This is a genomic window from Streptomyces sp. NPDC058307, assembly GCF_042880295.1.
Classification (GTDB): domain Bacteria; phylum Actinomycetota; class Actinomycetes; order Streptomycetales; family Streptomycetaceae; genus Streptomyces.
Window position 1 is genome coordinate 23,263 of record NZ_JBHVYZ010000033.1, and the last position, 20,407, is coordinate 43,669.

14 protein-coding genes and 1 pseudogene are annotated in these 20,407 nt (G+C 71.8%); 14 read left to right on the top strand and 1 reads right to left on the bottom strand.

The features are described from left to right. Positions 1–88: 88 nt before the first annotated feature. The 6 genes and pseudogenes from ACFVYN_RS23305 to ACFVYN_RS23330 all read left to right on the top strand — a co-directional run. Positions 89–1,294 (top strand): TadA family conjugal transfer-associated ATPase, encoded by a 1,206-nt coding sequence (locus ACFVYN_RS23305; RefSeq protein ID WP_390001458.1) that lies wholly within the window; start codon positions 89–91, stop codon positions 1,292–1,294. A 146-nt stretch (positions 1,295–1,440) separates the two neighbouring features. Beyond that, the gene (locus ACFVYN_RS23310) at positions 1,441–2,364 is read left to right on the top strand and encodes a type II secretion system F family protein (RefSeq protein ID WP_390001460.1); all 924 of its coding nucleotides are present in this window, start codon (positions 1,441–1,443) and stop codon (positions 2,362–2,364) included. Continuing rightward, positions 2,361–3,149, top strand: a complete 789-nt coding sequence (locus ACFVYN_RS23315) for a type II secretion system F family protein (protein WP_390001461.1) — start codon at positions 2,361–2,363, stop codon at positions 3,147–3,149. Before ACFVYN_RS23310 ends, ACFVYN_RS23315 begins: the two co-directional genes overlap by 4 nt. Positions 3,150–3,235: 86 nt before the next feature. Beyond that, a complete protein-coding gene (locus ACFVYN_RS23320; RefSeq protein WP_390001463.1) occupies positions 3,236–3,457 on the top strand; it encodes a DUF4244 domain-containing protein in 222 nt (73 codons plus the stop codon). Further along, positions 3,444–3,809 carry a TadE family type IV pilus minor pilin gene (locus tag ACFVYN_RS23325; protein WP_390001465.1) on the top strand — a complete coding sequence of 122 codons (366 nt, stop codon included), beginning with the start codon at positions 3,444–3,446 and terminating at the stop codon, positions 3,807–3,809. Before ACFVYN_RS23320 ends, ACFVYN_RS23325 begins: the two co-directional genes overlap by 14 nt. 644 nt (positions 3,810–4,453) lie before the next feature. Then, a pseudogene (locus ACFVYN_RS23330) lies at positions 4,454–4,660 on the top strand (Rv3654c family TadE-like protein); the annotation flags it as partial. Between the two features lie 40 nt (positions 4,661–4,700). On the opposite strand, the gene ACFVYN_RS23335 reads toward ACFVYN_RS23330, so the two are convergent. Then, positions 4,701–7,271 (bottom strand): DEAD/DEAH box helicase, encoded by a 2,571-nt coding sequence (locus ACFVYN_RS23335; protein ID WP_390001466.1) that lies wholly within the window; start codon positions 7,269–7,271, stop codon positions 4,701–4,703. 80 nt (positions 7,272–7,351) lie between these two features. Here ACFVYN_RS23335 and bldG point away from each other — a divergent pair, with 80 nt between their 5' ends. From bldG to tmk, 8 genes are all read left to right on the top strand, one after another. Further along, positions 7,352–7,693 carry an anti-sigma factor antagonist BldG gene (bldG, locus tag ACFVYN_RS23340; RefSeq protein WP_024885807.1) on the top strand — a complete coding sequence of 114 codons (342 nt, stop codon included), beginning with the start codon at positions 7,352–7,354 and terminating at the stop codon, positions 7,691–7,693. Between the two features lie 119 nt (positions 7,694–7,812). After that, positions 7,813–8,250, top strand: a complete 438-nt coding sequence (locus ACFVYN_RS23345; RefSeq protein ID WP_390001467.1) for an ATP-binding protein — start codon at positions 7,813–7,815, stop codon at positions 8,248–8,250. Between the two features lie 289 nt (positions 8,251–8,539). Continuing rightward, on the top strand, positions 8,540–10,945 hold the full coding sequence (locus ACFVYN_RS23350) for a sodium-translocating pyrophosphatase (RefSeq protein WP_390001468.1): 2,406 nt from the start codon (positions 8,540–8,542) through the stop codon (positions 10,943–10,945). A 196-nt stretch (positions 10,946–11,141) separates the two neighbouring features. Beyond that, positions 11,142–11,762 carry a small secreted protein gene (locus tag ACFVYN_RS23355; RefSeq protein ID WP_390001469.1) on the top strand — a complete coding sequence of 207 codons (621 nt, stop codon included), beginning with the start codon at positions 11,142–11,144 and terminating at the stop codon, positions 11,760–11,762. A 378-nt stretch (positions 11,763–12,140) separates the two neighbouring features. Beyond that, positions 12,141–13,667, top strand: a complete 1,527-nt coding sequence (locus tag ACFVYN_RS23360) for a methyltransferase (protein ID WP_390001471.1) — start codon at positions 12,141–12,143, stop codon at positions 13,665–13,667. Between the two features lie 265 nt (positions 13,668–13,932). Beyond that, complete coding sequence (locus tag ACFVYN_RS23365) at positions 13,933–14,130, top strand: hypothetical protein (RefSeq protein WP_390001473.1); 198 nt, start codon at positions 13,933–13,935, stop codon at positions 14,128–14,130. A gap of 259 nt (positions 14,131–14,389) precedes the next feature. Then, entirely contained in the window at positions 14,390–17,230 is a 2,841-nt protein-coding gene (topA, locus tag ACFVYN_RS23370) for a type I DNA topoisomerase (protein WP_390001475.1), read from the top strand. A gap of 184 nt (positions 17,231–17,414) precedes the next feature. Next, positions 17,415–20,407, top strand: a 2,993-nt coding sequence (tmk, locus tag ACFVYN_RS23375) for a dTMP kinase (protein ID WP_390001477.1), incomplete at its 3' end; no start/stop codon positions are given.

Here is a 20,407-nt window from a genome sequence, read left to right on the forward strand (position 1 = left end):
GGCGGGCGATCCGGCAGCGGGTCCCGTTGAGCGACGTCGGTCGGGTGAGGCACCGGTCGGCACCGTGGGGCGGCTGCGGGCAGCTCCGGTGGGTGTTCCGGCGTCCTCGGCGGCCGGCGCGGACACGGCCTCCGGGCTGCTGGACGGTGTACGGCAGTGGCTGGCCGAGAGCGGGGCCGAACCGACGCCCGCGCGTGTGGCACAGGCGCTGCGGGAGCAGGGGCGGGTCCTCGGGGACGCCGAAGTGCTGGGCGCGGCCGAGCGGTTGCGGTCCGAACTCGTCGGCAGCGGGCCCCTGGAGCCGCTGCTCGCCGACCCGTCGGTGACGGACGTCCTCGTGTCGGCGCCGGACCGGGTCTGGGTGGACCGGGGCGGCGGGCTCGAACTGACAGCGGTCTCCTTCCCCGACGCGGCCGCCGTACGGCGACTCGCACAGCGGCTCGCCGCGGTGGCGGGACGGCGCCTCGACGACGCACGGCCCTGGGTGGACGCCCGGCTGCCCGACGGAACGCGGCTGCACGCGGTGCTTCCTCCGGTCGCCGTCGGCTGCACCTGTCTGTCGCTGCGAGTCGTACGGCCGCGCGCCTTCACGCTGGACGAACTGATCGTGGCCGGCACCGTGCCGCCGGGCGGGGACCGGGTGCTGCGGGCGCTGCTGGACGCGCGGCTGTCCTTCCTCATCAGCGGCGGGACAGGCACCGGGAAGACAACCCTGCTGAGCGCGCTGCTGGGGCTCGTCGGGCCGGGTGAGCGGATCGTGCTCGCGGAGGACTCGGCGGAGCTCAGGCCGGACCATCCGCACGTCGTCCGGCTGGAGACGAGACCCGCCAACCAGGAGGGCGCCGGGCAGGTCACGCTCGAGGACCTGGTTCGACAGGCCTTGCGGATGCGGCCCGACCGGCTGGTCGTGGGTGAGGTGCGCGGGCCCGAGGTCGTGCATCTGCTGGCGGCCTTGAACACGGGCCATGAGGGCGGCTGCGGGACCGTGCACGCCAACGCGGCGGCCGACGTACCGGCCCGTCTGGAGGCGCTGGGCACGGCAGCCGGGCTCGACCGGGCCGCGCTGCACAGCCAGTTGGCGGCCGCGCTGTCGGTCGTACTGCATCTTGTGCGCGACCGGGCCGGGCGGCGGCGGATCGCCGAGGTGCGGGTGCTGGAGCGGGATTCCACGGGGCTGGTGCGGACGGTGCCGGCGCTGCGGTGGGGAGTGGAGGCGTTCGCGTACGAGCGCGGGTGGGAGCGGCTGCGGGGGCTGCTCGGGGATGCGATGCGGGGACCGGGGGTGGGCGGATGACTGGGCGGGTGGGCGGCGACGGGCTCGGCGACGAGAGGGCTCGGCGGCGACGCGAAGGTTCGGGCGGTTCGGACGGCCGGGCGCTTCGGACGGTCGGGCGCTTCGGGCGCTTCGGGCGCTTCGGGCGGTGAAAGGACGTGATCGGGATGGGGGAGATGTCAATGGGGTCGACGGGAGTGGCCGTGGGATGCCTCTGGACGGCCGTGTGGCTGTGGAGCGGTCGGCGTTCCGGGGTCCGGCGGGCGCGGATGCTGCTGGCCGGAGGCGGGGTGGTGGGAGTCGGGCCTCCGCCGTGGCGGCGACTGCTGGGGGAGCTGCGGCGGATTCGTGGGCGGCTGGGGTTCGAGTGGTGGGCGGCGGCCGCCGGGCTGGTGCTGGCCGTACTGGGGGCCTCGGTGCTGCCGGTCGTCGCGGGGGCGGCCGGGGTGCCGTTGCTGCGGCGGGTGCGGCTGGCCCGCGAGGAGCGTCAGGTGCGTGAGCGGCGGGCGGCCGCGGTGATCGCGCTGTGCGCGGTGGTCGCCGGGGAGGTGCGGGCCGGGCGCCAGCCGGGGGAGGCGCTGGTGCGGGGTGTGCGGGATTTCCAGGAGGCAGGAGTCGGCGAGGTCGGCTCGGGTGGGTCCGGGGTTCCGGCGGTAGGTGGGCTCGGGGAGACGCACGCCGCCTTGTTGGCGGCGGCCCGGTTCGGCGGGGATGTGCCGGGGGCGCTCGCGGCGACGGCCCGGCGACCTGGTGCCGAGGGGCTGCTCGGGCTTGCCGCGTGCTGGCGGGTGGCCGTGGACCAGGGGGCGGGGCTCGCGGCCGGGCTCGATCGGCTCGAAGGGGCGTTGCGGGCCGAGCGTGACCAACGGGCCGATCTGCGCGCCCAGTTGGCGGGAGCGCGGTCCACGGCGTGGATGCTCGCCGCGTTGCCGGTACTGGGGCTGAGCCTCGGTGCCGCCCTCGGCGCCGATCCCCTGCACGTCCTTCTGCACACCGGGACCGGGCTGGGCTGTCTGCTGGTCGGCGGCCTGCTGGAGGGCGTCGGGATGTGGTGGGCGACGCGGATCGTGCGGGGAGCCGAGGCGGCATGAGCGCAGAAGTTTTCCACAGGCTGGGGGCGGTTCTGGGGACCGCGCTGGTGGTCACCTTTCTCGCCCGGTGGACCGCGGCGGTGCGGCGCGAACGGAGACTGCGGCGGCGGCTCGGAGAAGTGCTGGCCGCCCCGGAGGCCACCGTCGAGGGTCCGCGGTTCGAGAGGCGTGAGTTCGCGCGGCGGTGGCTGCCCGTGCTCGGTGTCGGGGGTGCCGGGTGGGTGCTGGTCGGCGGAGTCGCCGGTGCCGTGGTCGGGCTCGTCGTCGCGACGGGGGTGTGGCGCTGGCAGCTACGGCAGCCGGCCGACATGGGTGCCGGGGAGGCCGACGCGCGCGAGGCGGCAAGGCAACTACCGCTCGCCGCCGACCTGCTGGCCGCCTGTATCGCGGCGGGCGCCGGTCCCGTGATCGCCGCCCAGGCCGTGGGCGAGGCACTGGGCGGGCCCGTCGGGGAAGGACTCGCGCGCGGTGCGGCCGAGGTACGGCTCGGCGGCGAACCGGACGAGGCGTGGCGAAGGCTCGCCTCGACACCGGGCGCCGAGGCGCTGGCCCGGCTGCTCGAACGCGCCGACGTGACCGGGTTGCCGGCGGCCGGGCCGGTCGCGGGGCTCGCGGCGGATGCCCGCGCCGACTGGGGGCGCGCAGCGACGGCACGGGCACGGAAGGCCGCCGTACTGGTCACCGCGCCGGTGGGGCTGTGTTTCCTGCCCGCGTTCATCGCCGTCGGCGTGCTGCCGATCGTGATCGGGCTCGCGGGAGGAGTGCTGGGAGGGGGTGGGCCATGAGGGTCAGAGGTCGGTGAGCAGACGTGCGAGCAGAAGTACGAGCAGTCAGACGGCAATCAACAGGACTGATCCTTACGGGGGTTGAGATGTACAAGACGGTACGGGCGCGGATGGGTGCCCTGGTGTGCAGGACGATGTGCCGGGTGCGGTCGATGCGCGGGGACGACGGAATGGTCACCTCCGAGTACGCGATGGGGATCGTCGCGGCGGTGGCGTTCGCGGTGGTGCTCTACAAGGTGGTCACCAGTGGGGCCGTCAGCGCGGAACTCCAGGCCATCGTGAAACGGGCGCTCGATGCGAAGGCGTGAACGGGCGGCGGACGAGGGGTTCGTGACGGCGGAGTCGGCCATGGTGCTGCCCGTGCTGGTGATGTTCGCGATGGCACTGGTGTGGGGGCTGCTTGTGGTGGCCGCCCAGATCCAGTGCGTGGACGCCGCCAGGACGGGCGCCCGTGCGGCGGCCCGCGAGGATCCCGCCGAGGCGGTCGTCCGGGTGGCTCGGGACACGGCACCGCGCGACGCGGAGGTGACGGTGGCCCGGGAGGGCGACCGGGTCCGTGTCGTGGTGGTGGCGAAGCCACCCGCACTGCACGGCCTGCCCTTCGAGGTACGGGAGGAAGCCGTGGCCCTGGTGGAGTCGACGGTGGGGGAAGGAGGATGAGCGGCGGAACTTCAGAGCGCGAGGTTGCCGCCGTTGGGTCCGGGGGTGCTCGGTGCGGCGCCGGGGGGTTCGCGGGCGCGTGGTTGGGCGCTGTGCGGTCCGTGACCGCCGGGCTGGGCACTGTGCGGTGTGCGAACGCTGGGTCCGCCGCTGCGCGGTTCGCCAAATCCCGGTTCGCAGGTGTGGGCGTAGCCGACTTGCGGTTCGCGCGGGCGGGCGTCGCTGACGTCTGGTTCGTGAAGACGGGGCCCGCGCGCTCCAGGCTCCACATCCTGAGGTTCGCGAAAACACGTTTCGCGAGGCTGGGCGTAACCGACTCGCGTTCCGCAAGGGTGGGCATCGCTGACACCGGGTTCGCGAAGGCGGTGCCCGCCCACCCGCGGTTCTCCACCGTCGGCTTCGTCAACGCCGGGATCGCCGCCCTGCGGTTCCCCGAAGCCCGGTCTCCAAGGGCAGCCGTCGTCGGCTCCCCGTTCGCCGAAGTCGGCGGCCCTGCCCGCGACCGGTCGTCCACGGTCGGCTCCGTCAAGGCACTGTTCGCCCGCGTCCGCCGCCGTGCCGTGCGGTTCGCCGGTGCTCAGGGCGGTGCCGCCCGTTCGGACCGGGGTTCCGCCACGGTCTGGAGTGTCGGTGCCATCGCGGTGATGTGTGTGGTGTTCGGGGCCGTGCTGGCCCTCGGGCAGGCCGTCGCCGTACGGCATCGGGCGGCCGGCGGGGCGGATCTCGCGGCGCTCGCGGCGGCGGACCACTGGGCCGAGGGACCGGCGTCGGCCTGCGCCCGGGCGGAGGACGTGGCGCGGGACCAGGGAACGCGGCTCGTGCGGTGCACGATGGTCGGGGAGGTCTCCGACGTGACGGCGGCCTCGGGGCGGGGGCCGTTCACAGCGGAGGTCAGAGCGCGGGCGGGGCCTGCGGGGCCGGTTCCGTCGGAGGCTGAGCCTTTGCCGGCCCTCGGTCCTGAAGCCCGGGTGCCAGGAGGGCTGGGTGTCCTTCCTGCTCCCCGGCAGGCCCCTCCTCCGGGGCCCCCCGCAACAGCACCGTGAGGAGCCGCACCGCCCCCCTCTTGTGCAGCGGATCGTTGCCGTTGCCGCACTTGGGTGACTGGATGCAGGACGGGCAGCCGGCGTCGCACTCGCAGGAGGCGATGGCCTGGCGGGTGGCGGTGAGCCAGGCGCGGGCGGTGTGGAAGGCGCGCTCCGCGAAGCCCGCGCCGCCCGGGTGGCCGTCGTAGACGAAGACCGTGGGGAGCAGCGTGTCGGGGTGCAGCGGGACCGACACGCCGCCGATGTCCCAGCGGTCGCAGGTCGCGAAGAGGGGCAGCAGGCCGATGGAGGCGTGTTCGGCGGCGTGCAGGGCGCCGCCGAGGATCTCCGGGTTGATCCGGGCCTCGTCGAGTTGGTCCTCGGTGACCGTCCACCACACCGCGCGCGTACGGAGCGTACGAGGAGGGAGGTCGAGTTTCGTCTCGCCGAGCACTTCGCCGGTGATCAGACGTCTGCGGAGGAAGGAGACCACCTGGTTGGTGACCTCGACGGAGCCGTAGCACAGGCGTCCGTCGCCCCAGGGGATCTCGACGTCGGTCTCCAGGACGGAGATGGCCGTCGTGTCGCGGGCCACCGTCGAGTAGGACGGGTTCGCCTCCTCGACCAGGGCGACCGAGTCCTCCAGGTCCAGGGAGCGGACGAGATAGGTGCGGCCCTGGTGGAGGTGGACCGCGCCCTCGTGGACGGCGGTGTGGGCGGAGCCCGCGTCGACCGTACCGAGGAGGCGGCCCGTGCCCGACTCGACGATCTGGATGGGCCGGCCGCCCTCCCCGCGGATGTCGGTGAGGTCGGCGGCCCGCTCCCGGCGGGTCCAGTGCCAGGCCTTGGTGCGGCGGCGCAGGAGCTTCGCGGACTCCAACTGCCCCAGCAGGCTCTCGGTCTCCGGCCCGAACAACTCCATGTCCTCGTCCGTCAGCGGCAGTTCCGCCGCGGCCGCGCACAAGTGCGGGGCGAGGACGTACGGGTTGTCGGGGTCGAGGACCGTGGACTCCACCGGCTGGTCGAAGAGGGCCTCGGGGTGGTGGACGAGGAAGGTGTCCAGGGGGTCGTCGCGGGCCACCAGGATCGCCAGCGCTCCTTGGCCGGCGCGTCCCGCCCGGCCCGCCTGCTGCCACAGGGACGCGCGCGTGCCGGGGTAGCCGGAGATCAGCACGGCGTCCAACCCCGAGACGTCGATGCCGAGTTCCAGGGCGGTGGTGGCGGCAAGACCCAGCAACTCGCCCGAGTGAAGGGCCTGTTCCAGGGCCCGGCGCTCCTCCGGGAGATAGCCGCCGCGGTACGCCGCCACGCGGCGGGCCAGGGAGCGGTCGACCTCGGCCAGCCGTTCCTGGGCGATCACGGCGATCAGCTCGGCGCCGCGCCGGGAGCGCACGAAGGCGACCGAGCGCACGCCCTGCACGGCGAGGTCGGTGAGGAGGTCCGCCGTCTCCGCCGTGGCCGTACGGCGGACCGGGGCGCCCTTCTCGCCCTGCATCTCGGTGAGCGGGGGCTCCCAGAGGGCAAACACCAGTTCGCCGCGCGGTGAGGCGTCGTCGGCGACCTCGACCACCGGGAGGCCGGTGAGGCGGCGGGCGGCGACCGACGGCTCGGCGGCCGTCGCGGAGGCCAGCAGGAAGACGGGGGAGGCGCCGTAGCGGGCGCAGAGGCGGCGCAGTCGGCGCAGCACCTGGGCGACGTGGGAGCCGAACACGCCCCGGTAGGTGTGGCACTCGTCGATGACGACGTACTTGAGCGCCTTCAGGAAGGAGGACCAGCGGGAGTGGGACGGGAGTATCCCGCGGTGCAGCATGTCCGGGTTGGTCAGCACGTAGTTGGCGTACTGGCGGATCCACTCGCGTTCCTCGAACGGCGTGTCGCCGTCGTAGACCGCGGGGCGTACGGAATTGGCCAGCGGTTGTGAAAGTTCCTTCACCGAACGGCACTGGTCCGCGGCCAGGGCCTTCGTGGGGGACAGGTAGAGCGTGGTGGCGCCGCGGCCGTTCGGGGCCTCGGAACCGTCCAGGAGCGCGGAGAGGACTGGCACGAGGTACGCCAGGGACTTGCCGGAGGCGGTGCCGGTGGCGACGACGACCGACTCGCCGTCCAGGGCGTGTTCGGCTGCGCGTGCCTGGTGGGCCCAGGGGTGCTCGATGCCGCAGGCCTGGACGGCCGCGATGACCTCCGAGCGGATCCGGTCGGGCCAGACTGCATGGCGACCCGCCCGTGGGGGCAAGTGCTCCGTATGAGTGATGCGCGCAGACCGGCTCGGCCCGGCGGCGAGCCGGTCCAGGACCGTGCTCGGCGTGGGGCGGGGACCGGTGTCCGTCGAGGGTCGATCGGATCGCAGATTCTTGGCCATCGGCACCGAGTGTGTCACTGGCGTGACGGACAATGGGACCAAGGCGTCGTGCACGCCTGCCGGTAAGTGATTGAATGCCATCGCGGCTGGCGAACCGTCCCGGGGGCTCTGCCGAGGTGTCCCGAGGGGCGACCGCTCGATAGCAAGGTGCTGGAGGATCCGTGGACCTGTCCCTGTCGACCGAGACCATCGGCGATCGCACGATCGTCAGGGTCGGTGGCGAAATCGACGTATATACCGCGCCCAAGCTGCGCGAGCAGCTGGTCGAGCTGGTGAATGACGGCAGTTTCCACCTTGTCGTCGACATGGAGGGCGTGGACTTCCTCGACTCCACCGGGCTCGGCGTACTGGTCGGCGGACTGAAGCGGGTGCGTGCCCATGAGGGCTCGCTGCGCCTGGTCTGCAACCAGGAGCGCATTCTCAAGATCTTCCGTATCACCGGCCTCACCAAGGTGTTCCCGATCCACACCTCGGTCGAGGAAGCGGTGGCGGCGACCGACTGATCCGTTCCCGGGCCCGTGCCCGGGTCGGCAGAAGGACGTCGACAGAAGCAAAAGGAGGGGGTCCGGGCTTTCGGCGGCCCGGTCCCCCGACAGCACGCCCGTAGTTCCGAGGGGGACGCATGGCCACCGTTGAACTCCGTTTCAGCGCGCTGCCCGAGCACGTCAGGACCGCCCGACTGGTGGCGGCAGCGGTGGCGCGCAGGGCCGGAGTGGACGAGGCCGTCCTCGACGAGGTCAGGCTCGCTGTCGGCGAGGCCTGCACCCGTGCCGTGGGACTGCACCAGAACGGCGGCATCACCGCGCCGGTCCAGGTGCTGCTGATCGACGAGGAGAAGCAGTTCTCCATCGAGGTCGGCGACGAGGCACCCCATTCGGCCCCGGGCGACCGGGCGCCGGGCGCACCGGGCGAGGAGCCCGACGCGGAGACCGAGGAGGACGAGATGGGCCTCGCGGTCATCAGCGGTCTCGTCGACGACGTCGAGGTCACCGCAGGGGAGCATGGCGGACAGATCCGTATGACCTGGCCGACCACGCCGCCGGCCGCAGTGCTTCCCTGACTTTCTCCCCGGTTCGAATGAGATTTCTGTTCGACATGCGGAAGGGCCCCACCACACCGGTGGGGCCCTTCCGCATGTCGGCTTGGGCTTTGTGTGCCTACAGTGGTCAGGTGCGATGCATATCGTGAATTGGTTCACGATCTAGATATCGGTCATGAATGCCCCCGGGGCATTACTGCTTTCAGGTTCTGTAAAGGCGAATTCCGTTTACCGCGCCCTGTTTTGATCAGGGCGTGGTACCTACAATCCGTCCACATCTTGAGCTCAGCCCAAGCGTCAAGGAGGACGAATGGCGGGGCTTTCTACCCCTCATCAGTTGGACCAGCCCACAACCTTCGCGGCCGCGGTGCTCACCGACGACAACCGGGTGCTGATCGCCGTCATCGCGGTCGTCGCCCTGGCGGCGCTCGCGGTGGCAGGCGTCCTGGTACGCCAGGTGCTCGCGGCCGGCGAGGGCACCGACAGCATGAAAAAGATCGCGAAGGCCATCCAGGTGGGCGCGAACGCCTATCTGGCACGCCAGTTGCGCACGCTCGGTGTATTCGCCGTCGTCGTGTTCTTCCTGCTCATGCTGCTGCCCGCGGACGACTGGAATCAGCGTGCAGGCCGATCCCTGTTCTTCTTGATCGGCGCCGGCTTCTCGGCGGCCACCGGCTATATCGGCATGTGGCTCGCAGTGCGCAGCAATGTGCGGGTGGCCGCGGCGGCACGAGAAGCCACTCCGGCGGAAGGCGAGCCGGAAAAGGATCTCACCGCCGTCTCGCACAAAGCCATGAAGATCGCTTTCCGTACGGGCGGCGTGGTCGGCATGTTCACGGTGGGGCTCGGTCTGCTGGGCGCCTCCTGTGTGGTGCTGGTGTACGCGGCCGACGCGCCGAAGGTCCTGGAGGGTTTCGGTCTCGGTGCGGCGCTCATCGCGATGTTCATGAGGGTCGGCGGCGGCATCTTCACCAAGGCCGCCGACGTCGGCGCCGACCTGGTCGGCAAGGTCGAGCAGGGCATCCCGGAGGACGACCCGCGCAACGCCGCGACCATCGCCGACAACGTGGGCGACAACGTCGGCGACTGCGCGGGCATGGCGGCCGACCTCTTCGAGTCGTACGCCGTGACCCTGGTCGCCGCGCTGATCCTCGGCAAGGCGGCCTTCGGCGACTCCGGACTCGCGTTCCCGCTGCTCGTCCCGGCGATCGGCGTGATCACCGCGATGATCGGCATCTTCGCGGTCGCGCCACGCCGTTCCGACCGGAGCGGCATGTCCGCGATCAACCGCGGGTTCTTCATCTCCGCGGTGATCTCGCTCGTGCTGGTGGCGGTGGCCGTCTTCGTCTACCTCCCGGGGAAGTACGCCGACCTCGACGGAATCACCGATACGGCGATCTCGGGCAAGGACGGCGATCCGAGGATCCTCGCCCTTGTCGCCGTAGCCATCGGCATCCTGCTCGCCGCCGTCATCCAGCAGTTGACCGGCTATTTCACCGAGACCAACCGCCGTCCCGTGCAGGACATCGGCAAGACCTCGCTCACGGGGCCCGCCACCGTGATCCTGGCCGGTATCTCGCTCGGTCTCGAGTCGGCCGTCTACACCGCCCTGCTGATCGGCCTCGGCGTCTACGGGGCGTTCCTGCTCGGCGGCACCTCGATCATGCTGGCGCTGTTCGCGGTGGCGCTGGCCGGCACCGGCCTGCTCACCACGGTCGGTGTGATCGTCGCCATGGACACCTTCGGGCCGGTCTCCGACAACGCGCAGGGCATCGCCGAGATGTCCGGCGACGTCGAGGGCGCGGGCGCGCAGGTGCTCACCAACCTGGACGCCGTCGGCAACACCACCAAGGCCATCACCAAGGGCATCGCCATCGCCACCGCGGTCCTCGCGGCGTCGGCGCTCTTCGGGTCGTACCGTGACGCGATCACGACCGGCGCGCAGGACGTCGGCGAGAAGCTCAGCGGGGCGGGGGCGCCGATGAGCCTGATGATGGACATCTCGCAGCCCAACAACCTCGTCGGCCTGATCGCCGGCGCGGCGGTCGTCTTCCTCTTCTCGGGGCTGGCGATCAACGCGGTGTCGCGGTCGGCGGGCTCCGTGGTCTACGAGGTGCGGCGGCAGTTCCGCGAGCACCCCGGGATCATGGACTACAGCGAGGAGCCGGAGTACGGCAAGGTCGTCGACATCTGCACCAGGGACGCCCTGCGCGAACTCGCCACGCCCGGACTGCTCGCCGTGACGGCGCCCATCTTCATCGGGTTCACCCTCGGGGTCGGCGCCCTCGGCGCGTTCCTCGCGGGCGCGATCGGCGCGGGCACGCTCATGGCGGTCTTCCTGGCCAACTCCGGCGGTGCCTGGGACAACGCCAAGAAGCTCGTCGAGGACGGTCACCACGGCGGCAAGGGCAGCGAGGCCCACGCCGCGACCGTGATCGGAGACACCGTCGGCGATCCCTTCAAGGACACCGCGGGTCCCGCGATCAACCCGCTGCTGAAGGTGATGAACCTGGTGGCGCTGCTGATCGCACCGGCGGTGATCAAGTTCAGCTACGGCGAGGACAAGAGCATCGGCGTACGGATCTTCATCGCCGTCCTCGCGTTCCTCGTGATCGCCGGCGCGGTCTACGTCTCCAAGCGGCGCGGTATCGCCGTGGGTGACGAAGGCAACGAGAAGAAGGCGGCCAAGTCGGCGGATCCCGCGGTGGTTTCGTAGGTCCTGCGACGAGTCCCAGCTCAAGGGGCGGGCGGGCGGCGCGCGTTCAGGCGCCGCACGCCCGCCCTGTGCGTGCACGCCGCTCGGTCGTGAGGCTTCTCTCGCCTGGTGTAAACCCTTGCGAAGAGACCCATAGGTGATATTCGGTGCGCTGTCGTGATGCGTGTGCTGTGTAAGGTCCGGGGGCTGAGAGGCCATGGAAGGGACCGATCCGGTGAACAAGAAGCTCGCGGCCGCACTGTCCGGCGGTGCGGTACTGGTACTGGCGCTGACGGGATGCGGTGGCGGCAGCAAGGACAACAAGGAACTCGATGCCTGGGCCAAGAAGGTCTGTGACCTGGTGCCGGCCCAGAACAAGAAGATCACGGCGGCCTACGACGCGATCACCAAGGCGGCCGAGGACACCGAGAGCACTCCGACGGAGCTCCAGAAGGCCGACTCCCAGGCCTTCCAGGACCTGTCCGACGGCTACAAGGCGCGCGCCACGGTCATCAGCAACGCCGGGGCGCCCCCCGGTGCCGAGAACGGCGCGAAGAAGCTCCAGGCGGCCGTCAAGCAGCTCACGTCCCTCTCGGCGTCCTACGCCGACATGAAGACGCAGGTGGACGGGCTCAACACCAAGGACCAGGCGAAGTTCGCGACCGGTCTCAAGGACGTCTCCGCCCAGATGAACAAGGTCGAGGCACAGCGCCAGACCGCGCTCGCCGCGCTGAAGGACCTGGAGTCGGGCGACACCAAGCAGGCCCTGGCCGAGCAGCCGGGCTGCAAGCAGGCGTCCACGTCACCGACGGGGTCCGCTTCGGCGACGGACAGCTGAGCCGGTCGGGGACGGGGGACCGGTGCCGCCGACGGGCGTGCCGTCAGGAAGCCGAGACGCGCCGGGCGCAGGCGTCAGCCACCCGGCCTCCGGGCGTGGGGCCCCGCGCGGGTGTCCCGTCCGGCAGCCGGGGACGCACGGACCGCTGAGCGGTCGGACGGCAACCCACGTTGAGCGGGATTGCCTCGTGGCGAGGCCCCCGCAGGGTCCAGGTGCCCGGCGCGAGTCCCCTTCGGCCGTGCGCTGTCCTCTGGGCGGTCCCGGTTGTCGTCCTCGGCGCCCCGCCGTTGTGTGCCCCTGACCGGTGCGGTGGCCGACCCACGCTGTGAGTCGGGTGGTGAGGCGTGTCGGGCGGTGGGTGCGGGCCACAATGGGTGTGTGAGTACCTCGAGTCTGCCCACGCTGCCCGCCGCCCCCGCTCCCGGCCGTCCCGATGTCACCGTCCGGCTGCGGGACGCCCTGCTCGGGGCCTCCTTCACCGCCGACGGGCTGCTGGAGCTGCTCGGCGCCCCCGCCTACGCGGCCCTCGCGCGCAGCGAGACCGTGCCCGCGCTCCGGGCGACCCGCGGGGACACCCCGCTGGAGCTGCTCGTACGTCTGTTCCTCCTTCAGCAGCCGGTGCCCCACGCGCGCGTGACGGACGTTCTGCCCGTCGAGGCGTGTCTGGAGAGCGGCTGGCTGGTGCGCGCCGGCACGGACGAGGTCGCCGCGACGGTGGACGTACGGCCGTACGGCGGCCCCGGTGGCGAGGACTGGTTCATCGTGTCGGACCTGGGCTGTGCCGTCGGCGGCGCCGGTGGCATCGGCAGCCGGGAGGAGGGCGTCGTCCTGGGTGTCGGCGGTGCCTCCACGACCCTGGCCGGCATCACGGTCCGTACGCCCGTCTCGTCCGCCCTCGACCTCGGCGCCGGCTCCGGGATCCAGGCCCTGCACGCCGCACAGCACGCCACGCGCGTGACGGCGACCGATGTCAACCCGCGCGCGCTGCACATCACCGCGCTCACGCTGGCCCTGTCCGGCGCGCCGGCGGCCGACCTGCGGGAGGGCTCGCTGTTCGAACCCCTCAAGCAGGGAGAGACGTACGACCTCATCGTGTCGAACCCGCCCTTCGTGATCTCGCCCGGCGCGCGGCTGACGTACCGCGACGGCGGGATGGGCGGGGACGATCTGTGCCGCTCGGTCGTTCAGGGGGCGGGGGAACTGCTGAACGAGGGCGGGTTCGCGCAGTTCCTCGCCAACTGGCAGCACGTCGCGGGGGAGGACTGGCAGGACAGGCTCAGGTCGTGGGTGCCGCGCGGGTGCGACGCGTGGATCGTGCAGCGCGAGGTCCAGGACGTCACGCAGTACGCCGAGCTGTGGCTCAGGGACGCCGGCGACCACCGCGGCGACCCGGCCGAGTACCAGACGCTGTACGACGCGTGGCTGGACGAGTTCGAGGCGCGCAAGGTGAGGGCCGTGGGCTTCGGCTGGATCACCCTGCGCCGGACGGGCTCCGCCGTGCCCTCGATCACCGTGGAGGAGTGGCCGCACCCGGTCGAGCAGCCGCTCGGGGACACCGTCCGGGCGCACTTCGAGCGCCTCGACTACCTGCGCGCCCACGACGACGCGGCCCTGCTGGAGGCCCACTTCACACTCGTGCCCGAGATCGTCCAGGAGCAGGTCGGCCTGCCCGGCGCGGAGGACCCGGAGCACGTCGTGCTGCGCCAGCACCGCGGAATGCGCCGGGCCACCAAGGTGGACACCGTCGGCGCGGGCTTCGTCGGCGTGTGCGACGGCTCGCTGAGCGCGGGTCGCATCCTCGACGCGATCGCCCAGCTCATGGACGAGGACCCGGTCATGCTGCGCGACCGTACGCCCGCACAGATCCGGCTGCTGGTGGAGCAGGGGTTCCTGGAGCCGGCGTGAATGCGGCGGGGGCGCCCGTTGAGGCGGCCCCGGGCGCCCTGTGCCCGGTCTGAATCCGGTCGGTTTCCGTGAGCGTCCGGAACAGCCCGGAACAGCCCGGAACAGCCCGGAACAGTGGTCAGGCCGTCGGCCGGAGGCCGGTCGGGGGAGTCCGCGGTCGTGTCGACGCGGCGTTCACCCGGGGTTCGTCCGCCCGCCGTCCGCGCGTGCCAGTCTCCGTCGGAAGCGCACGCGCGGACGGGAGAAAAAGGGGGGCACGGGAATCGTGGAGAGCGGACCGGCGATCTTTGCGGGAATGGTGTTCGCCCTGTTCGGGGGAGGGCTCCTGGTGTGGACCGCGGCCCGGGTACGGCATCGCGAGCCCGTCGCCCACGGTGTGAGTCCCGTCGCATCCGCGACCCTGGCGACGCTCGCCGCGCTCATCACGCTGACCCTCGGCGCGTGGTGCCTGACCGGCCTCTAGGACGGCTCCCGGGAGGTCTTCACGAGCAGGTGGACCGGTAAGGGGGAGATCACCCTCCGGATGAGCCCGAAAAGGCCGGTGAGTACTCCGGGCGGCAGGAATGGCGGTAGTCGGGTTACCGTTCGAGTGGCCGTTGTGGGCTTTTCCCGTTTGACACGGGGGCGGGATGTACCGTCACACTCCGCAGCGTCAGCATGACCCGACCCCGGGAACCAAGGCCTGGGGAGACCCCCAGTGTCGACCGGAGAGAAGAGCGAAGTTGTCCCCGACCAGCGACCCCGCACAGGGCGGCCGCCGACTCGTCATCGTCGAGTCGCCTGCCAAGGCGAAGACGATCAAGGGCTATCTGGGCCCCGGATACGTCGTCGAGGCGAGCGTCGGGCACATCCGCGACCTCCCCAGCGGCGCCGCCGAAGTGCCCGAGAAGTACACCGGCGAGGTCCGCCGCCTCGGCGTGGACGTCGAGCACGACTTCGAGCCCATCTATGTCGTCAACGCCGACAAGCGGGCCCAGGTCAAGAAGCTCAAGGACCTGCTGAAGGACTCCGACGAGCTCTTCCTCGCCACCGATGAGGACCGCGAGGGCGAGGCCATCGCGTGGCATCTCCAGGAGGTGCTCAAGCCCAAGGTCCCGGTCAAGCGGATGGTCTTCCACGAGATCACCAAGGCCGCGATCCAGGCCGCCGTAGCCAACCCGCGCGAGTTGAACCAGAAGCTGGTCGACGCCCAGGAGACCCGTCGCATCCTCGACCGCCTCTATGGCTACGAGGTCTCGCCGGTCCTGTGGAAGAAGGTCATGCCGCGCCTGTCGGCCGGCCGTGTCCAGTCGGTCGCCACCCGGCTCGTCGTCGAGCGGGAACGCGAGCGCATCGCGTTTCGTTCTGCTGAGTACTGGGACCTGACGGGCACCTTCGCGACCGGCCGCGCGGGGGACTCCTCGGACCCGTCGTCGCTGGTCGCCCGCCTCCAGACCGTCGACGGCAGGCGGGTCGCGCAGGGCCGCGACTTCGACTCCCTGGGACAACTGAAGAGCGCGAACACCCTCCACCTCGACGAGGCGAACGCCCGCGCCCTGGCCGCCGCCCTGGAGCAGACCCGGTTCGCGGTCCGCTCGGTCGAGTCGAAGCCGTACCGCCGCTCGCCGTACGCCCCGTTCCGTACGACGACCCTCCAGCAGGAGGCCTCGCGCAAGCTCGGCTTCGGCGCGAAGGCGACCATGCAGGTGGCCCAGAAGCTGTACGAGAACGGCTTCATCACCTACATGCGTACGGACTCCACGACCCTCAGCGACACCGCCATCAACGCGGCCCGCGCCCAGGTCACGCAGTTGTACGGCGCCGACTACCTGCCCTCGTCGCCGCGCACCTACGCCGGCAAGGTCAAGAACGCGCAGGAGGCGCACGAGGCGATCCGTCCCTCGGGCGATCGTTTCCGCACGCCGGCCGAGACCGGTCTGACCGGCGACCAGTTCAGGCTCTACGAGCTGATCTGGAAGCGCACCGTCGCCTCGCAGATGAAGGACGCGACCGGCAACAGCGTGACCGTGAAGATCGGTGGCACCGCCGCCGACGGCCGGGACGTCGAGTTCAGCGCCTCCGGCAAGACGATCACCTTCCACGGCTTCCTCAAGGCCTACGTCGAGGGCGCCGACGACCCGAACGCCGAGCTGGACGACCGCGAGCGCCGACTGCCCCAGGTCGCCGAGGGCGACGCCCTGAGCGCCGAGGAGATCACGGTCGACGGGCACGCCACCAAGCCCCCGGCCCGCTACACCGAGGCCAGCCTGGTCAAGGAGCTCGAAGAGCGCGAGATCGGCCGCCCCTCGACGTACGCGTCGATCATCGGCACGATCCTCGACCGCGGCTATGTCTTCAAGAAGGGCACGGCACTTGTGCCGTCCTTCCTGTCCTTCGCCGTGGTCAACCTCCTGGAGAAGCACTTCGGCCGGCTCGTCGACTACGACTTCACCGCCCGGATGGAGGACGACCTCGACCGCATCGCGGCCGGTCAGGCGCAGTCCGTGCCGTGGCTGAGGCGCTTCTACTTCGGTGAGACATCGCCGAACAGCGGCTCCACCACGGGAGGCGCGGCCGACGCCGGCAACGGCGACGGGGACCATCTCGGCGGCCTCAAGGAACTGGTGACCGACCTGGGCGCGATCGACGCGCGGGAGGTCTCCTCGTTCCCGGTGGGCAACGACATCGTGCTCAGGGTGGGCCGCTACGGCCCGTACATCGAGCGCGGCGAGAAGGACTCCGAGAACCACCAGCGGGCCGACGTGCCCGAGGACCTGGCGCCGGACGAGCTGTCCGTCGAGCTCGCGGAGGAGCTGCTCGCCAAGCCGAGCGGTGACTTCGAACTCGGCGCCGACCCGGTGACGGGCCACCAGATCATCGCCCGGGATGGCCGCTACGGCCCGTACGTCACCGAGGTGCTCCCCGAGGGCACCCCGAAGACCGGCAAGAACGCCGTGAAGCCGCGTACGGCCTCGCTGTTCAAGTCGATGTCGCTGGACACGGTGACCCTCGAGGACGCCCTGAAGCTGATGTCGCTGCCGCGTGTCGTCGGCAAGGACGCCGAGGGCCAGGAGATCACCGCGCAGAACGGCCGCTACGGCCCGTACCTGAAGAAGGGCACGGACTCCCGGTCGCTGCAGACCGAGGACCAGCTCTTCACGATCACGCTGGAAGAAGCGCTGGAGATCTACTCCCAGCCCAAGCAGCGTGGCCGCGCGGCCGCCAAGCCGCCGCTGAAGGAGCTGGGCACCGACCCGGTCAGCGAGAAGCCGGTCGTGGTCAAGGACGGCCGCTTCGGGCCGTACGTCACCGACGGGGAGACCAACGCGACCCTGCGCTCCGGCGACAGCGTCGAGGAGATCACCCCCGAGCGCGGCTACGAACTCCTCGCCGAGAAGCGGGCGAAGAGCCCCGCCAAGAAGACGGCGAAGAAGGCGCCCGCGAAGAAGGCCCCGGCCAAGAAGGCGACACCCGCCAAGAAGACCGCGGCGAAGAAGACCACGACGGCCGCGAAGAAGACGACCGCCAAGAAGACGACCACCGCGAAGAAGGCGACGGCGTCGAAGGCGGCGTCCGAGGACTGAGTTCGGCTCCATCGTTCGGCCCCGATGTTCGGCTCCGTCGTTCGGCCCCGTTCCGGGTCGGGTTCCTCGGGTTCCTCCACGGAAGCTTCGCAATGCGAACGTCCCGGCATCACTTTGGTGTCGGGACGTGCTCACGTCAGGACGCACTCTCCGGGCTGTCGGTGGCTCCCGATAGGCTGAATGCATGACCCGTGCGGAGCAGCCAACGGCCCCTGACCCGGCCCCCGACGACGCCCTGGTCGCGGACTCCCGCGAGCGCGCCGTCCGCGCCCTGCTGCGCAGGCCCCAGCTCAAACGCCTGTGGAGCGCCCAGCTCGTCGGCGGGATCGGTGACACCCTCGCCCTCCTCGTGCTGGTGCTGCTGGCCCTTCAGGCGGCGATCGCCGAGGGCTCCTTCGGCGGCGGCTACCGGGGCGTCGCGTTCGCAGTGGCGACCGTCTTCGGTACGCGCATCCTGGCGACGCTGCTCTTCGGCGCCGTCCTGCTCGGCCCGTTGACCTCGCTCACCTCGCACGAGGGGCCGCTCGACCGCCGCTGGACCATGGTCGGCGCGGACGGAGTCAGGCTCGCGCTGCTGATGGTCGCGCCCCTGTGGATCGACTGGACGCCCGACAACTCCCTCGCGATGCTCCTGGTGACCGTCTTCGTGACCGGGGTCGCCGAGCGCTTCTGGACCGTGTGCCGCGAGAGCGCGGCGCCCGCCCTGCTGCCGGCTCCTCCTCCGGAGGGGGCGACGGTACGACCGCTGCCGGACCACCTGGACGCGTTGCGCCGCCTGTCGCTGCGGACGACCGTCGTGGCGATCCCGCTGGCCGGTGCCGCTCTTGTCGTCGCGGGCCTGCTCAACAACCTGCTGGGCTCCGGCATCGACTGGTTCGGCCAGCACCAGGCGGCCCTCGCGTCGTATGTCGCGGCCGGGCTCTTCGCCGCGTCCCTGTCCCTGCTGACCTTCCTGGAACTGCCCGACACCCGCACCCCACGCGCGCGTTCGCCGCTGGAGGGGCTGCGCCGTCCCAAGACGGGCACCGGCGTCGACAAGGGCCGTACCGGCGCGATCCCGCTGCTGGTGCCGGCCTGCGCGGCCGTCGCGGGGGCGATCGCGGCCGCGGTGGCCGTCGCCGTGCTGCACGCCAAGGAGCTGGGCGGCGGCCCGGTGATGTACGGGCTGATGGTGCTCGCGCTGACCGGCGGCGTCGTGATCGGTGTCCGTACGGCCCCCAAGGTGCTGGTCTCGCTCTCGCGGCGCCGGCTGCTCGCCCTGGCGATCGCCTTCACCGGTATCGCCCTGCTGGCCGCCGGACTCGTCCCGGACGTCACCACCGTGCTGCTGATCGACGTGCTGGCCGGTGTCGGCGCGGGCGTGGCCGCCAACACCGGGCACACCCTGCTCGACCAGGAGACCGAGGAGTACCGGCGGACGCGGACCACCGAGCATCTGCACGCGGTCGTGCGGGTCGCTGTGGCGTTCGGCGCGCTGGTCGCCCCTGTCGTGGCCGCGGGGATCGGACCGCACCGGCTGGAGAACGGCAAGTTCGTGTTCGCGCACGGCGGCGCCGCGTTCACCCTGATACTGGTCGGCGCGCTTCTGCTGCCGGTGGCCGCGCTCGTGCTCGCCAAGATCGACGACCGGTCCGGCGTACCCCTCAGGCACGACCTGCGGGACGCGCTCCTCGGCGGCGACGACCCCGAGACGGTGCCCGCCGATTCAGGTTTCTTCATCGCCCTGGAAGGCGGCGACGGGGCCGGGAAGTCCACCCAGGCCGAGGCGCTCGCCGAGTGGATCAGGGCCAAGGGCCACGAGGTCGTGCTGACGCGCGAGCCGGGGGCGACCCCGGTGGGCAAGCGGCTGCGGTCGATCCTGCTGGACGTGTCGAGCACCGGGCTCTCGCACCGCGCGGAGGCGCTGCTGTACGCGGCGGACCGCGCGGAGCACGTGGACACCGTGGTCAGGCCCGCGCTGGAGCGCGGCGCGGTCGTGATCTCCGACCGGTACATCGACTCCTCGGTGGCGTACCAGGGCGCCGGGCGCGACCTGTCCCCGACCGAGATCGCCCGCATCAACCGCTGGGCGACGGACGGTCTGGTGCCGCATCTGACCGTTCTGCTGGACGTGTCCCCGGAGATCGCCCGTGAGCGGTTCACCGAGGCGCCGGACCGGCTGGAGTCGGAGCCGGCGGAGTTCCACGCGCGCGTGCGCTCCGGATTCCTCACGCTGGCCGCCGCCGACCCCGGACGGTACCTGGTGGTGGACGCCGGGCAGGAGCCCGAGGCCGTCACGACCGTCGTACGCCATCGCCTCGACCAGGTGCTGCCGCTGTCCGAGCAGGAGATCCGGGAGCAGGAGGAGGCCCGCCGCAAGGCCGAGGAGGAGGCGCGGCGCAAGGCCGAGGAGGAGGCCGCGCGCAAGGCCGAGGAGGAGCGCCTGGAGCGGGAGCGCCAGGAGCAGCTCGCCCGGTTGAAGGCCGAGGAGGAGGAGCGCAAGCGGCGCGAGCTGGAGGAGGCCCAGCGTCGCGAGGCGGAACGCCAGGCGGAGGAGGCCCGGCTGCGGGCCGAGGAAGCGCACAGGCGGGCCGAGGAGGAGCGGGTACGGCTCCTCGCCGAGGAGAAGGCACGCGCGGAGGAAGAGGCACGGCGCAGGGCCCAGGAGGAGGCCGCCCGCAAACGGGCCGAGGAGGAGGCGCGACTGCGTGCCGAGGCCGAGGAGCAGCGGCTGGAGAAGCAGCGCAAGGCCGAGGAGGCGCTGCTGAGGGCGGAGGAGGCCCGGCGGCTCGCCGAGGCCGCGGCCCTGGCGGCGGAGGCGGGGCCCAAGCAGGCGGCCACTCCTGCCGTGGGGATGGACGCGGCGACCGTGCCCACGCCTGTGGTGACACCGACGAACGCCTCCGGCGGCCCGGTGGACGAGACGGCCGTGCTGCCTCGGGTGCCCGTGGAGAAGGGCGACGAGGACGCGCCCGCAGGTGGGACTTCCGGTGGGTCCACCTCCGATGCCGAGGTGACGGCCGAGCTGCCGCAGCCTCCGGTGCCTCCGGGTGCGGCGGACGAGACCGCGGTGCTGCCTCCTGTGCCGCCTGGTGCGGCCGACGAGACCGCGGTACTCCCTCCCGTGCCGCCGGGTGCGGCCGACGAGACGGCCGTGCTGCCTCCTGTGCCGGCGGATGGGCCGTCGGACCGGGTGCC